Origin of the sequence: Phenylobacterium aquaticum (assembly GCF_947378715.1) — a bacterium.
GTDB lineage: Bacteria > Pseudomonadota > Alphaproteobacteria > Caulobacterales > Caulobacteraceae > Phenylobacterium > Phenylobacterium aquaticum_A.
This window is the reverse complement of the sequence record NZ_CANCLE010000121.1, coordinates 1-12,478: the sequence shown is the minus strand read 5'-3', so window position 1 is coordinate 12,478 and position 12,478 is coordinate 1. Positions and strand designations below refer to the sequence as shown.

General features: G+C 68.1%; 15 protein-coding genes. 7 read left to right on the top strand and 8 right to left on the bottom strand.

Annotated features, from left to right (window positions below):
- Together Q7P21_RS14840 and Q7P21_RS14835 are read right to left on the bottom strand one after the other, a co-directional pair.
- A partial coding sequence (locus tag Q7P21_RS14840; RefSeq protein WP_304177682.1) for an isocitrate/isopropylmalate family dehydrogenase occupies positions 1 to 512 on the bottom strand: 512 nt, incomplete at its 3' end.
- Between the two features lie 147 nt (positions 513 to 659).
- The gene (locus Q7P21_RS14835; RefSeq protein ID WP_304177681.1) at positions 660 to 1,667 is read right to left on the bottom strand and encodes a serine hydrolase; all 1,008 of its coding nucleotides are present in this window, start codon (positions 1,665 to 1,667) and stop codon (positions 660 to 662) included.
- Between the two features lie 131 nt (positions 1,668 to 1,798).
- Here Q7P21_RS14835 and Q7P21_RS14830 point away from each other — a divergent pair, with 131 nt between their 5' ends.
- The 4 genes from Q7P21_RS14830 (at position 1,799) to rpsD (ending at position 6,047) form a co-directional block, all read left to right on the top strand.
- Positions 1,799 to 2,578 (top strand): RNA methyltransferase, encoded by a 780-nt coding sequence (locus tag Q7P21_RS14830; RefSeq protein ID WP_304170074.1) that lies wholly within the window; start codon positions 1,799 to 1,801, stop codon positions 2,576 to 2,578.
- Positions 2,579 to 2,656: 78 nt separating this feature from the next.
- The gene (locus Q7P21_RS14825) at positions 2,657 to 3,907 is read left to right on the top strand and encodes a DUF1254 domain-containing protein (protein WP_304170073.1); all 1,251 of its coding nucleotides are present in this window, start codon (positions 2,657 to 2,659) and stop codon (positions 3,905 to 3,907) included.
- A gap of 37 nt (positions 3,908 to 3,944) precedes the next feature.
- A complete protein-coding gene (locus Q7P21_RS14820) occupies positions 3,945 to 5,270 on the top strand; it encodes a DUF1254 domain-containing protein (protein ID WP_304177679.1) in 1,326 nt (441 codons plus the stop codon).
- Positions 5,271 to 5,429: 159 nt separating this feature from the next.
- Positions 5,430 to 6,047: a 30S ribosomal protein S4 gene (gene rpsD, locus Q7P21_RS14815; protein ID WP_304170071.1), complete on the top strand. Its 618-nt coding sequence runs from the start codon at positions 5,430 to 5,432 to the stop codon at positions 6,045 to 6,047.
- A 72-nt stretch (positions 6,048 to 6,119) separates the two neighbouring features.
- Here the strand turns inward: rpsD and Q7P21_RS14810 are convergent, their stop codons facing one another.
- On the bottom strand, positions 6,120 to 6,848 hold the full coding sequence (locus Q7P21_RS14810; protein WP_304170070.1) for a DUF4386 domain-containing protein: 729 nt from the start codon (positions 6,846 to 6,848) through the stop codon (positions 6,120 to 6,122).
- A 143-nt stretch (positions 6,849 to 6,991) separates the two neighbouring features.
- Here Q7P21_RS14810 and Q7P21_RS14805 point away from each other — a divergent pair, with 143 nt between their 5' ends.
- Positions 6,992 to 7,369 carry a hypothetical protein gene (locus Q7P21_RS14805; protein WP_304170069.1) on the top strand — a complete coding sequence of 126 codons (378 nt, stop codon included), beginning with the start codon at positions 6,992 to 6,994 and terminating at the stop codon, positions 7,367 to 7,369.
- 4 nt (positions 7,370 to 7,373) lie between these two features.
- On the opposite strand, the gene Q7P21_RS14800 is transcribed toward Q7P21_RS14805, so the two are convergent.
- From Q7P21_RS14800 to Q7P21_RS14785, 4 genes are all read right to left on the bottom strand, one after another.
- Positions 7,374 to 7,793 (bottom strand): thioesterase family protein, encoded by a 420-nt coding sequence (locus Q7P21_RS14800; protein ID WP_304170068.1) that lies wholly within the window; start codon positions 7,791 to 7,793, stop codon positions 7,374 to 7,376.
- A gap of 17 nt (positions 7,794 to 7,810) precedes the next feature.
- The gene (grxD, locus tag Q7P21_RS14795) at positions 7,811 to 8,155 is read right to left on the bottom strand and encodes a Grx4 family monothiol glutaredoxin (RefSeq protein WP_304170067.1); all 345 of its coding nucleotides are present in this window, start codon (positions 8,153 to 8,155) and stop codon (positions 7,811 to 7,813) included.
- A 75-nt stretch (positions 8,156 to 8,230) separates the two neighbouring features.
- Entirely contained in the window at positions 8,231 to 9,121 is an 891-nt protein-coding gene (locus Q7P21_RS14790; RefSeq protein WP_304170066.1) for an aldo/keto reductase, read from the bottom strand.
- Positions 9,122 to 9,132: 11 nt separating this feature from the next.
- On the bottom strand, positions 9,133 to 9,366 hold the full coding sequence (locus Q7P21_RS14785; RefSeq protein WP_304170065.1) for a BolA family transcriptional regulator: 234 nt from the start codon (positions 9,364 to 9,366) through the stop codon (positions 9,133 to 9,135).
- Between the two features lie 72 nt (positions 9,367 to 9,438).
- Between Q7P21_RS14785 and Q7P21_RS14780 the strand changes: the two genes are divergently transcribed.
- Positions 9,439 to 10,077, top strand: coding sequence for a hypothetical protein (locus Q7P21_RS14780; protein ID WP_304177678.1), 639 nt, complete (start codon positions 9,439 to 9,441; stop codon positions 10,075 to 10,077).
- 25 nt (positions 10,078 to 10,102) lie between these two features.
- Here the strand turns inward: Q7P21_RS14780 and Q7P21_RS14775 are convergent, their stop codons facing one another.
- The gene (locus Q7P21_RS14775) at positions 10,103 to 11,335 is read right to left on the bottom strand and encodes a serine hydrolase (protein WP_304177676.1); all 1,233 of its coding nucleotides are present in this window, start codon (positions 11,333 to 11,335) and stop codon (positions 10,103 to 10,105) included.
- Between the two features lie 104 nt (positions 11,336 to 11,439).
- Between Q7P21_RS14775 and Q7P21_RS14770 the strand changes: the two genes are divergently transcribed.
- Complete coding sequence (locus tag Q7P21_RS14770) at positions 11,440 to 12,438, top strand: amidohydrolase (RefSeq protein ID WP_304177674.1); 999 nt, start codon at positions 11,440 to 11,442, stop codon at positions 12,436 to 12,438.
- The last annotated feature ends 40 nt before the right edge of the window (positions 12,439 to 12,478 follow it).

Here is a 12,478-nt window from a genome sequence, read left to right as displayed (position 1 = left end):
TAGTCGAACACCTCGTGCTCGATGACCTGGCCGTCCTCGCCTTCCCACTTAATGGTCATCTTGCCCTTGCCGGGCACGACGAAGTCGGTGGCGCGATACTGGTCGCCAAAGGCGTGGCGGCCGATGATGATCGGCTGGGTCCAGCCGGGGATCAGGCGCGGCACGTTCTTGCAGATGATCGGCTCGCGGAACACCACGCCGCCCAGGATGTTGCGGATGGTGCCGTTCGGCGACTTCCACATCTTCTTGAGCTTGAATTCCTCAACCCGGGCCTCGTCCGGGGTGATGGTCGCGCACTTGATGCCGACGCCGTACTTCTTGATGGCCATGGCCGAGTCGACCGTGACCTTGTCGTCGGTCGCGTCGCGGTGCTCGATCCCCAGGTCGTAATAGTCGATGTCGAGGTCGAGATAGGGGAAGATCAACTTGTCCTTGATCCATTTCCAGATGATGCGGGTCATCTCGTCCCCGTCGATGTCCACGACAGGATTGGCGACTTTGATCTTGGCCATGAGGGGGCAGGCGCTCCGGCGAAAAGGGTAAGGTTGAAGGCCGTATATTCGGCTTCGGCCTTCCGCGCAAAGGCCCTGACCCACTCCTCAGCAAGTCCCGACAAAAGCTCATCGATCGGGCGGTAACCGGTGTCAGGCGCGCAAGCCTCAGTGGACGCTACGGCCGGCTGCGGCCAAGGTCCGCGCGACGGTGTCCGCCTGGGCCTTGGCGTCCTGGGTGGAGCCGGCCAGAAACACTGTGATGGCGTAGCGACGGCCGTCCTTCAGGGTCAGGACGCCGGCGTCATTCAGCACGCCGGGCTGGCCGGGCAGGGCCGCCATCTGCGCGCGCTTGTGGGCGAAGTGTGCGCCGGGCGGCAGGCCGGGCGAGGCGTCCTGGGGGATGGTCGCCATCAGCCGGGTCATGCCGGCGTGGGAGATCAGTTCGCCGGCCGAGAGCGCCTGGAAGAACCGCAGCATGCCCCGGGGCGTCGCCGTGTCGCGGGGATCGGCCAGATAGGCGGTCATGGCGGCCTGGCGCTGGGCAGGCGTCAGGCTGGCCTGGACCTGGCGATAGGCCGTCTCGCCCTTCCAGTCCGCGCGGAACGAAGCCAGGCCGCTGCGGTGCGGATCGATCTCGCGGCGATAGCGGTCGAGTCGAACCTCCGCGACGTGCTTGTCGACCAGCCAGGCGGTCACCGCGCCCGGTCCGCCGATTCGGTGGATCAGCAGGTCGTCGGCGGTGGTGTCCGATCCCCGCACCGCCGCCTCGACCAGGGTGTGGATGGTATAGTCGGACCGGCTCGGCCAGGCGTCGGCGATGGCGCTGGGCGGCGGGGCCAGGTCGACCTCGCGCACCGACAAGATCTCGCCGTCCTTCAGCCGTCCGCCCTCGATCTCGCCGATCGCCGCAGCGCCCAAGGGCAGGGCGGCGACGTCGTCGAGCGGGAAGCGGCGTTCGCCGTTCAGGGTCCAGGTCTCACCGCTGACCAGGTTCATGATCCCGAATCCGAGCACGCCCGGCGCGGCGCCGGCGGCCAGCGGCTTGATCTCCAGCTCCAGGCGGGCGGTGTCGAGCGCGGGGGTGTCGCCGGTCGAACGCAGCAGCGGCTGCTTGCAGGCCGACAGACCGCCACCGAGGACCAGAAGGGCGGCCATCAGCAGAACGCGGCGCATGACATATCCTTGGGTGACAGCCCCGGCGTGGCGCGGTCGTCCAAGGTGAAGCCGCCAGCGACGGGTCGGTTCCGTCTCCTGCGTCGACCGGGCCCTTGCCTTCGGACGCCAGAGGGGCTGAAAAGCGCGCCATGACCGCCGAGCCGCCCTGCATCATCCTCGACAAGCCGCAAATGGCCGCCAACATCGGGGCCGTGGCCCGGGCCATGGCCAATTTCGGCCTCGCCGATCTTCGGCTGGTCAATCCCCGCGACGGCTGGCCCCAGGAGCGGGCCTGGGCCACGGCCTCGGGCGCCGAATGGCCGCTGAACGCGGCCAGGGTCTATGACAGTGTCGAGGCCGCCATCGCCGACCTGCACCTGGTCTATGCGACCACGGCCCGGCCGCGCGAGCTGCAGCTGCCGATCCTCACCCCCCGCGCCGCCGCCGCCGAGATGCTGCACGAGGTGGGGGAGGGGCGTCGCACCGGCCTGCTGTTCGGCGGCGAGCGCGCCGGCCTGGAGACCGCCGACATCGCGCTCTGCCAGGCGGTGGTCACCCTGCCGATCGACCCGCGCTTCCGCTCGCTCAACCTGGCCCAGGCGGTGATCATCCTGGCCTATGAGTGGCGCATGACCCAGGAGACCGGCGCCCCGGCCATCTTCCGTGACGCCCCGCCCCCGGCCGAGGCCTCCGCCATGCTGGGCCTCTACGAGCATTTCGAGCGCGAGCTGGAGACCGCCGGCTTCTTCCACCCGCCGGAGAAGAAGCCGTCCATGGTCCAGAACCTGCGCGCGGCGCTCGCCCGCGCCCGGATGTCCGACCAGGAGGTGCGCACCTTCCGTGGCGTGGTGACCGCCCTGTCGCGCGGCCGCGGCCGGGTGCTGGACAAGCTGGCCAAGGCCAAGGCGGCGACCAAGCCCGACAGCTAGCGGCTTGCGCGGAGCGGCCAGACAGGCGACACCCAACGCGCCAATAGTTGGGGCGCCAATAGTTGGGAGATGTCGAACATGGCCGCGACCGCTCTGGACGATCTGAAGACCGCCGCGCGGGAAGCGTTCCTGTTCTCCCTGCCCCTGGTGGAGGTCGCCACCACGCGATCCCGGGGCCAGGCGGTCGGCTCGCCGATGAACGTCTTCGGCCACATGCGCCGGCTGGCCGACCACAGGGCCCGGGCGGTGACCACGCCCAACAACGACACCTTCTATTCCACGGCCCAGGTCGACCTCAGCCAGGGCCCGGTGACCATCACCCTGCCGGCGACGGGCGACCGTTACTTCTCGCTGGCCCTCATGGACGCCTACACCAACAATTTCGCGATCCTGGGGACGCGGACGACCGGGCCGGACGGTGGGACCTTCACCCTGGTCGGGCCGCGCGACGCCGCCGACGGCCCCAATATGGTGCGCTCGCCCACCGACCATGTCTGGGCGCTGGCCCGGGTGCTGGTCGACGGTCCTCACGACGTCGAGGCCGCCAAGGCCGTGCAGCATGGTCTGTCCATGCAGGGTCCGGCCGTCGATTTCCCCGGCCCCTTCGCCCATCGCGGCGCGCCCTGGGCGGAATATTTCGATACCGCCGCGCGGCTGATGGCGGCCAACCCGCCCCTGTTCAGCGACCGGGCGATCCTGGCGGTGATGGCGCCTCTGGGCCTCGCGAACTTCGATCCCGCGCGGTTCTCGGCCGAAGACGTCGCCGCCATCGAGGCGGGCCTGGCCGAGGGCCGAGCGGCGTCGCGTCGCGGCGGCCTGACCGGTTCGGCCTTCATCGAGGGTTGGACCTATCCCTCCGCCCGGCTGGGCGACTTCGACCAGGACTATGGCCTGCGCGCCTCGGTGGCGGTTTCGGGCCTGGCCGCCCTGCCGCCGGCAGAGGCCATGTACATGCGCGCCGAGGGCCACCTGCGCGGCGCGCTCTATGACGGGCTGAAGGCCTGGCGATTGCACTTCCCGGCCGACGGCATGCTGCCGGTCAATTCCTTCTGGTCGCTCAGCCTCTATGAGGCGACCGACGACGGGCAGTTCTTCTTCACCGACAATCCGCTGAACCGCTACGCCATCGGCGACCGCACCGAGGGGCTGGCCGCCAATCCTGACGGCTCGCTGGACATCTGGATCGGTCACGCAGATCCGGGCGGCGCGCGCACCGCCAACTGGTTGCCGGCCCCGGCCGGACCCTTCGCCCTGTTCATGCGCGCCTATCTGCCCAGGCCCGAACTGCTGGAGGGCGTCTATCGCCTGCCGCCGGTCACGGAAGCCTGATCCGAGACGACCCGACGCCACCCCAAGGGAGGGGACCATGAACCGACGCGAACTGATGGCCGTGCTGGCCGCGATCGCTGCGACCCCGGCCGGCCGGGCGCTCGCCGCCCAAGGCGACCTGAAGGGCGCCGCCCGGGAGGCCTGGCTCTACGCCCTGCCGCTGATCGAGATGGCCCAGGCCCGCGTCCGGATGCTGGGCGACAAGGGGACCGGCCAGGGCGCGGCGACCAACCGCTTTGTCCACGCCCGCAAGCTGGTGACGCCCACGGGGCGGACCATCACCACGCCCAACAATGACACCCTCTATTCCAGCGCCTGGCTGGACCTGACCCAGGGGCCGGCGACGCTCACCCTGCCCCCCACGGGCAAGCGCTATCTCTCGGTGGCGGTGCTGGACATGTACACCGACAATGACGTCGTGCTGGGCACGCGCACGGTCGGCCCGGACGGCGGGACCTTCACCCTGGTCGGGCCGGGCCAGAAGGGCGGCGGCGCCAACGTGGTGCGCGTCTCCACCCCCCACGCCTGGCTGCTGGCGAGAACGCTAGTGGATGGCGAGGCCGACATGGCCGCCGCCCACGCCGTCCAGGACGGCATCGTGCTGAAGGGCGCGCCGTCGCCCGTGCCCAAGACCTACGCCCCGCGCAGCGCGCCCTGGGACGCCTATTTCACCAGCGCCTCGGACCTGCTGGCCCAGAACCCGCCGCGTCCGGAGGACCTGGCCCTGTTCGGCCATATCGCCCCGCTCGGCCTGGGCCCCAAGGGCGGCTTCGATCCCAAGCGCTTCGACGCCGACGCCCAGGCCCAGATCAAGGCCGGCATCGGCGAGGCGGTGGGCCAGATCATGGCCAATGCCGGACGCCAGACCTTCATCAATGGCTGGGGCTATCCCCGGGCCAATCTGGGCGTCTACGGCCAGGACTACCTCTACCGCGCCATGGTGGCGCTCGGCGGCCTCGCGGCCCTGCCGGTGGCCGAGGCCATGTACATGCGAGCCCAGGGCGAGGACGGGAATGGCCGCTTCAAGGGCGACGGCCTCTATCGCCTGAGCCTGCCGGCCCAGCTGCCGCTCGACGGCTTCTGGTCGCTGACCATGTACGAGGCTACGCCCCAGGGGCAGTTCTTCCTGACCGAGAACGCGCTCCATCGCTACGCCATCGGCGACCGCACACCCGGCCTGGCGCGCAATCCCGACGGCGGCGTCGACATCTGGATCGGCCGCACCGATCCGGGCGGGGATCGCCGCGCCAACTGGCTGCCCGCCCCGGTCCAGGGGCCGTTCGCCATGACCTTGCGGGCCTATCTGCCCCGGGCGGAATTCCTTGATGGCCGCTACCGCCTGCCGCCGGTGGTCGCCGTCTAATTGTTGACTCACGCGGGCCTTGCCGCCATACACCGCCCCTTCGCGCCGCCAGGTCCGCCTGATGGTCCGCGAACCTATGACGGGTGATGCGACGCCGCCGTTGAAATCGCGCCTCCACTTACGGAAGCGCCGGCCTGCATCGAGCTGAAAGAGACGACCATGTCTAAGCGGCATTCCGCGAAGTATAAAATCGACCGCCGGATGGGCGAGAACATCTGGGGTCGCCCGAAGTCCCCGATCAACCAACGCGCCTACGGCCCCGGCCAGCATGGTCAGCGCCGCAAGCAGAAGGTTTCCGATTTCGGCCTGCAGCTGCGCGCCAAGCAGAAGCTGAAGGGCTATTACGGCAACCTCACCGAAAAGCAGTTCTCGCGCACCTATGACGAAGCCGCGCGCCGCAAGGGCAACACGGCCGAGACCCTGATCTCGCTGCTGGAAGCCCGTCTGGACGCCGTGGTCTATCGCGCCAAGTTCGTGCCGACCGTGTTCGCGGCCCGTCAGTTCGTGAACCACGGCCACGTGCTGGTGAACGGCAAGCGCGTCAACATCGCATCCTATCGCGTGAAGGTCGGGGACATCGTCTCCGTCCGTGAGCGCTCCAAGAACATGGCCCTCGTGCTGGAAGCCCTGCAATCGGGCGAGCGCGACTGGCCGGATTACGTGGAAGTCGACGCCAAGGCGATGACCGCGAAGTTCATCCGCGCGCCGGAACTGTCCGAAGTTCCTTATCCGGTGAAGATGGAACCGAACCTGGTCGTGGAATTCTACGCCTCCTAAGGCGTCGAACATTCCAGCTGATACAAAGAAGGCCCCGGAGCGATCCGGGGCCTTTTGCTTGGGCGCTATGGGCTATGCGGCGGCCGCGATCCGAGCCTTCCAGCGGGGGACATTGACCCCGAAGATCAGCAGCCACAGACACATGGAGCCTTCGCCGACCAGCGGCACGACCAGAATTCCGGGGCTCAGGATGTTGGCCACGACGGGGGCGAACATCGCGGCGAAGCAGGCGACCAGATAGGCGACGCCGGCCAGCTGCATCAGGACGCCGACAGTCCTGGGCAGATAGCCCGAGCGGAAGACCAGCCAACCGTTCACGAGGCAGGCGCAGCCGAAGAACACCAGAGACACGTTGAAGGCGGCCAGGTGCAGATTGAGCGCCAGGCGGACGAACATCTCCTGGTCCGCCAGGGGCAGGGGATGGCTAAATCCGCCGCCGCCGACCGCCGGGGCCACGATCAACAGGAAGATCTTGCTCGCCGCCTCGACGCTCAGCGAGGCGATGTTGAAGGCCAGGAACAGCAGCGCGGTGTTGCGGCCGACCGGGCGCAGCAGCAGGTATTCGATCCACAGCTGGACGACGCCGATGATCGGAATGATCAGGCCGCCCGCCACCCCCAGGTTCCAGAGCGTCATGGACGCGGAGATATTGCGCGCCGTGGCCGCCGGGTCGCCCGGGACGACGACGGCGTCCATCGCGGTCATCTGGGAGAAGATCCCGAGCACGATGATGCACAGATAGATGGCCCCGGCCGTGCGGGCATAGGGCTGCGGGGAGGTTTCAATGGTCTTGCCGGCCATGGCCTGGGGTCCTCGAAGTGCGGGTGACTGTTCGTATTTCATATGTCAGAAAATACTGACATATGTACGAGAGTCAATTCGCTTCCCCCCGCGACGGTGGATTAGGGCTCGTCTTCGCTCCTGAGCTGTGGCGAACTGGGGGGATGCACCGTCGCTTCCTCCTGATCGCGAGCCTGGGCCTGTTGGCCGGCTGCGCGACGACCGCGCCGCCGATCGTTGCGCCGGCGGGATCGTCACTGGCCGAGCTGGAGCCGCTCTATTCGGCCAGCGCCGGACGCGAGGCCCTGACCATCAGGGTCTCGTCCAACGGCTGCACCAAGAAGGAGGATTTCGCCTTCTTCGTGGAGAAGAAGGGGGAGGCGGTGACGCTCGCCTTCGGCCGCAAGCGCCTGGACCCCTGCCGGTCCTTCGCCATGGGCCACGCAGACCTGACCTTCACCTATGAGGAACTGGGCCTGGCGCCGCGCACGCCGCTGTTCCTGCTGAACCCGTTCTATCCCTGGACCGGACCGGGAAGCTGAGGGTTCAGACGAACCGCGCCACGATCTCTGCCGGCACCCGCCTGGGCCGACCGTTGGCCTGTTCGATCAGGCACCATGTGGTCTTGGCCTGGGCGCACATGGCCCCATCGGGCCCATCAATGCGGACATAGCGGTCGAAGCGAGGGCCATCGGGCGCGGTCGCCACCCAGGTGCGGGCGCTGGCGCTCTCGCCGGGCATCAGGGCGCGGCGATAGTCGACCTCATGGCGCAGGCAGATCCAGGCCCAGCGGGCGCGATCGGCTTCAGGCTGGCGACTATCCCAGTGGGCGATGGCGATTTGCTGGACCCAGTCCATATAGACCACGTTGTTCACATGGCCGTTGGCGTCGATATCCGACGCCGTGGGCGTGAAGCCCATGGAGAAGACCTGCTGGCCCTCCGGCGGTTCGAGCAGCTTCGTCATCGGCCGGCCTGGAGGGCTCAGGCCGCGAGCACGCCCTGTTCGATCAGCAGCGGCTTCAGCTCGCCGGACTGGAACATCTCGCGGATGATGTCGGCGCCGCCGACGAATTCACCCTTCACATAGAGCTGCGGGATGGTCGGCCAGTCGGTGAAGCTCTTGACCCCGTCGCGCAGGGCGTCGTCCTGCAGCACGTCGACGCCGATGAAGTCGACGCCCAGGTGGTCGAGGATCTGGACGACCAGACCGGAGAAGCCGCAGCGCGGTTGTTCCGGAACGCCCTTCATGAACAGCACCACGGCGTTTTCAGCCACGGTCTTGCCGATGAAGTCATGGACGGGATTGGCGGTGGTGATGTCGGTCATCGTGCGGGTCTTTCGACGAGGGTCTTGACCAGACAGCTAGGGAGCCAGGGGCCCCGGGTCAAGCTTGGGCGACGATCAGGCGCGCCGGCGGCCGTCCGTATCGGTGCTGAATCGGGCCATCTCGATCTGGGCCGCCACGCCGGTGGGCAGGTCGCGGTCAGTCACGGCGGCCAGCCGATCGATGGTGTCGGCCCGGAACGCCTCCAGCTGAACGCTGGCGAAGGAGGGCTCGGTCAGCACATAGGCCAGGCAGAGCTCCTCGGAGGACCAGCCCGGCGTCTCGTGCAGGAAGGCGTAGGTGCCGGCCCCGGCCAGGGGATTGTCGTTGCGGCGGAACACGCCGCCGCCCTTCTGGGCCTGGGTGGTCGGCAGGCGAAGCGCCGACGGGAAGGGGTCGGTGGCGACGATCGTCATGTTGGCGGCCGAGGCCTCGCGGATGCGCCGGCGCGCCTGCCAGTCGGAGGTCAGGTTGAATGGGGTGGCCAGGACGTCGAAATCGCCGGTGGCGATACAGGCCTGGGTCGCGGCCCCGTCACCGGTGACGCCTAGCTGCAGGACCAGGCCGGCGGCGCGCAGGTCGGCGATATAGCCATGTGCGCTGGGCTCCAGGCTCTCATAGGCCGCGTCGTCGAGCATCAGCAGATCGAAATAGCCGGCGCCGGTCTTCTGCAGCCCGGCCTTGACGCTGTTGGACACCGCTTCCGCCGTCAGCGGCCGGTGGGGATCGCCGCGCAGCCGCCAGGACAGGAAGATCAGCCGCCGCTCCACGGCGCGCAGGGCCTCGCCGACCCCCAGCGCCATGACATCCAGGCCGGCCGTGACCTCGAAGCTGTTGATCCCGCTTTCCATGGCCGAGAAGGCCAGCGCCCGCCACAGCTGGGGCGTCGCCATGTTCGGGGTTTCGCGCATCAGCAGGCTGACGGCGGAGACCGCCTTGCCTGTCGCGCCGAAGGGACGATAGCGCATAGGTCGACCCTTTAAGCCGGGGCCAGGGTTTCGAGGGCGAGCGCATGCAGTTCGCCGCCGACCTTGCCCTTCAAGGCGGCGTAGACCAGCTGGTGCTGGCGTACGCGCGACAGGCCGGCGAAGGCGCTCGACACGATCTTCGCTTTGTAGTGGTCGTTGTCCCCCGCGAGATCGTCGATACGGATCTCGGCGTCGGGAAAGGCCGCCTTCAATTCGGCTTCCAGGTCGGCGATGGGCATGGGCATGAGTAAGGCTCCACTCAAGTGAATCTTTCTGCGCTAGAAAGCTTAACAACCGCCATATGGGAGTGCTGGTTCATGTCGCGGATCTTGACGGCGATCCTGCTGGCCCTTGGCCTCGGCGCGTGCGCGGCGGTCAGTTCCGACCGGCCGCTATTCACTGCCATTGACGCGCGCGACGCACCGGTCGCCCGGCCCGGGCTTTGGGTGATGCCCAGCGCCGGCTGCCGCTTCAGCCCCCGGGCCTCGGCCGCCAGCTGGCCCGACTGCGCCAACGGGGCCCTGGTCACGGCCGCGAGCCTCATCGGCGGCAAGCGCGACGCCACCGGCGCCTTCACCGAAGCCTTGAGCTATCAACTGGCGTCTGGCGATCCGGCGGTCATGCAGATCCTGACCCCGGCCAGCCGCGACGCTGGGGACCCGGGGATCATCTATGTCGGCATCCGTCCCCTGGCCGCCGACGCCGAGGGCCAGATCACCCAGGCGCGGGTGTGGATGGCCCTGTGCGGGCCGCCTGCGATCGTCGCCGGCCCGCCTGCGGCCAAGCCCGCCAAGCTGTCGCCGGGCCTGACGCCGGTGAAGGGCAAGACCTATTGCGTCGCCAAGACCCAGACGGCCCTGCGCGCCGCTATCGCCCGCAGCGAGGCCTGGGCCTTCCAGGGCAAGCCCGACGATTTCGGCCTGATCGCCCGCTGGGTGCGGGACGGGGAGAAGTAGGGGCCGGCGGACCGGCCCCGCCGCCTCAGTCGATGATCGAGGAATAGATGATGCTCTTCAGCTGGCCGCGGAAATTGAAGGTTCCCGACGGCATCAGCTGGGTCATGAACACCAGATAGAGGTCTTCCTTCGGATCGACCCAGAAGATGGTCGAGGCCGCGCCGCCCCAGTAATAGTCGCCGACGCCCAGCGCGCCGGTCTCGACCTGGCCCATGGTCGAGGCGAAGCCCAGGCCGAAGCCCACGCCCTCATTGGCGGTCTCGGAGAACGAGCCCAGCGCCATCTGGACCAGGTCCTTGCCGCCGGCCAGGTGGTTCATGTGCATCATCTCGAGCGTGCGCGGCCCGAGAATCCGGTGGCCGTCCAGCTCGCCGCCCCGGCGCAGCATGTCGCAGAACCGGCCATAGTCGGCGATGGTCCCGGTCAGGCCGCCGCCGCCGGACTTGAAGCCCGGCTCGGACATGAAGGCGCTGGTCGCCGGATCGTCGATCAGCTTCAGTTTCTTATCGGCGCCGCGCTGGTAGTTGGCGCAGAAGCGGTCGGCCTTGTCCGGCGCCACGAAGAACGCCGTGTCGGTCATGCCCAGCGGCTGGAAGATCTCCTCCGACAGGAACTGGGCGAAGGGCTTGCCGGAGATCACCTCGACCAGGGCGCCGCAGACGTCCGTCGCCAGCGAATACATCCACTGTTCGCCGGGATGGTAGCGCAGCGGCACCTGGCCCAGCTTGTCCAGGAACTCCATCATGGTGTCCTTGCTGCCGGCGCTGCGGATCTTCAGGCCCTTGTAGATGTGGTCGATGGGGTGCTGGACGCCCACGCCGGGCAGGCCGCCGCCATAGGTCAGGCCGGCGGTGTGGCACAGCACGTCGCGGAAGGTCACGGCGCGGCGCGGCGCCTCGGTGACCGTGTCGTCGCCCTCACCCGAGACCCACACCCGGTGGTTCTTCCAGGAGGGCACATAGCGGCTGACAGGGTCGTTGAGCTGGAAATAGCCCTTTTCATACAACATCATCAGCGCGACCGAGGTGATCGGCTTGGTCATCGAATAGATGCGGAAGATGGCGTCATCGGCCATGGCCTTGCCGCGCTCGAGGTCCATGCTGCCAAAGGATTTGAGATAGGCTTGGTGGCCGCGCCGGGCGACCAGCACCTGGCAGCCGGCGATCTTCTGCGGGCCGATATAGTTGCGCTCGATGTGGTCGCCGATGCGCTCAAGGCGCGAGGCGTCGAGGCCGGTCCATTGGGATTGGGCGTCCATTGAAATAAATCTCCCTAAAAATGGCGGTTGTTCTAATTGGCGGGCATCATGCCTCCCTAAGACGGCTCACGCCAAGAAAAACCATGCCGTAGGGAGAGGCGTACTTGCCCAGATCCGACCTCGAGGAAATCCTCGAACCCGACCTGCCGATCTGCGATCCGCACCACCATCTGTGGGACTTCCCGACCAGCCGCTATCTGCTGGACGAGCTGCTCGCGGACATGACCAGCGGCCACAAGGTCGAGAGCACGGTCTTCGTCGAATGCACGGCCTTCTACCGCGCCGAGGGGCCCGAGCCCTTCCGCTTCGTGGGCGAGACCGAGTTCGTCAACGGCGCAGCCGCCATGTCCGCCTCCGACCGCTATGGCAAACTCAGAGCCTGCGAGGCCATTGTCGGCCGCGCCGACCTGGCAGGACCTGACGTCGGCGGCGTGCTGGCCGCCCATGTCCGGGCCGGCGGCGGCCGCTTCCGGGGTATTCGCGCGGCCGGCGCCTGGGACCCGAGCCCCCAGATCGAGGCCGCCCATACCCGCCCAGGCCAGGGCCTCTACGCCCGCCCCGATTTCCGCGCCGGCTACGCCCAGCTCAAGGACCATGACCTCAGCTTCGAGGCCTGGCAGTTCCACCCCCAGATCCCGGAGGTCACCGCTCTGGCCCGCGCCTTCCCGGAGACCACGATCGTCCTGGACCACGTGGGCGGCGTGCTCGGCATCGGCCCCTATGCCGGCCGTCGCGACGAGGAGTTCGCCCGCTGGAAGCGCGACATCCTGGAGATCGCCAAGGAGCCCAATGTCGTGGTCAAGCTGGGTGGCCTGGGCATGGCGATCTGCGGCTTCGGCTTCCACAAGCGCGAGGTGCTGCCGAGCTCCGTCGAGCTGGCCGACGCCTGGCGGCCCTATATCGAGACCTGCATTGAGGCCTTCGGACCGATGCGGGGGATGTTCGAATCCAACTTCCCCGTCGACCGCGTCTCGTGCAGTTACGCCAATCTCTGGAACGCGCTGAAGCGCATCGCCTCGGGCGCCTCGGCGGACGACAAGGCGCTTCTGTTCCGCGACACCGCACGCCGGGTCTACCGGCTGGATGAAAGGGCCCCTGCATGAACCCGCTGCTGATCGAACTGGGCGAGGCCGTGGGCCAGGC

Bases quoted from the DNA above. Each gene is read 5' to 3' on its own strand.
- Q7P21_RS14805 (WP_304170069.1), top strand. From the start codon at position 6,992: ATGCACCGTCGCTTCCTCCTGATCGCGAGCCTGGGCCTGTTGGCCGGC.
- Q7P21_RS14810 (WP_304170070.1), bottom strand. From the start codon at position 6,848: ATGGCCGGCAAGACCATTGAAACCTCCCCGCAGCCCTATGCCCGCACG.
- rpsD (WP_304170071.1), top strand. From the start codon at position 5,430: ATGTCTAAGCGGCATTCCGCGAAGTATAAAATCGACCGCCGGATGGGC.
- Q7P21_RS14785 (WP_304170065.1), bottom strand. From the start codon at position 9,366: ATGCCCATGCCCATCGCCGACCTGGAAGCCGAATTGAAGGCGGCCTTT.
- Q7P21_RS14780 (WP_304177678.1), top strand. From the start codon at position 9,439: ATGTCGCGGATCTTGACGGCGATCCTGCTGGCCCTTGGCCTCGGCGCG.
- Q7P21_RS14835 (WP_304177681.1), bottom strand. From the start codon at position 1,667: ATGCGCCGCGTTCTGCTGATGGCCGCCCTTCTGGTCCTCGGTGGCGGT.
- Q7P21_RS14820 (WP_304177679.1), top strand. From the start codon at position 3,945: ATGAACCGACGCGAACTGATGGCCGTGCTGGCCGCGATCGCTGCGACC.
- grxD (WP_304170067.1), bottom strand. From the start codon at position 8,155: ATGACCGACATCACCACCGCCAATCCCGTCCATGACTTCATCGGCAAG.
- Q7P21_RS14830 (WP_304170074.1), top strand. From the start codon at position 1,799: ATGACCGCCGAGCCGCCCTGCATCATCCTCGACAAGCCGCAAATGGCC.
- Q7P21_RS14775 (WP_304177676.1), bottom strand. From the start codon at position 11,335: ATGGACGCCCAATCCCAATGGACCGGCCTCGACGCCTCGCGCCTTGAG.
- Q7P21_RS14790 (WP_304170066.1), bottom strand. From the start codon at position 9,121: ATGCGCTATCGTCCCTTCGGCGCGACAGGCAAGGCGGTCTCCGCCGTC.
- Q7P21_RS14800 (WP_304170068.1), bottom strand. From the start codon at position 7,793: ATGACGAAGCTGCTCGAACCGCCGGAGGGCCAGCAGGTCTTCTCCATG.
- Q7P21_RS14825 (WP_304170073.1), top strand. From the start codon at position 2,657: ATGGCCGCGACCGCTCTGGACGATCTGAAGACCGCCGCGCGGGAAGCG.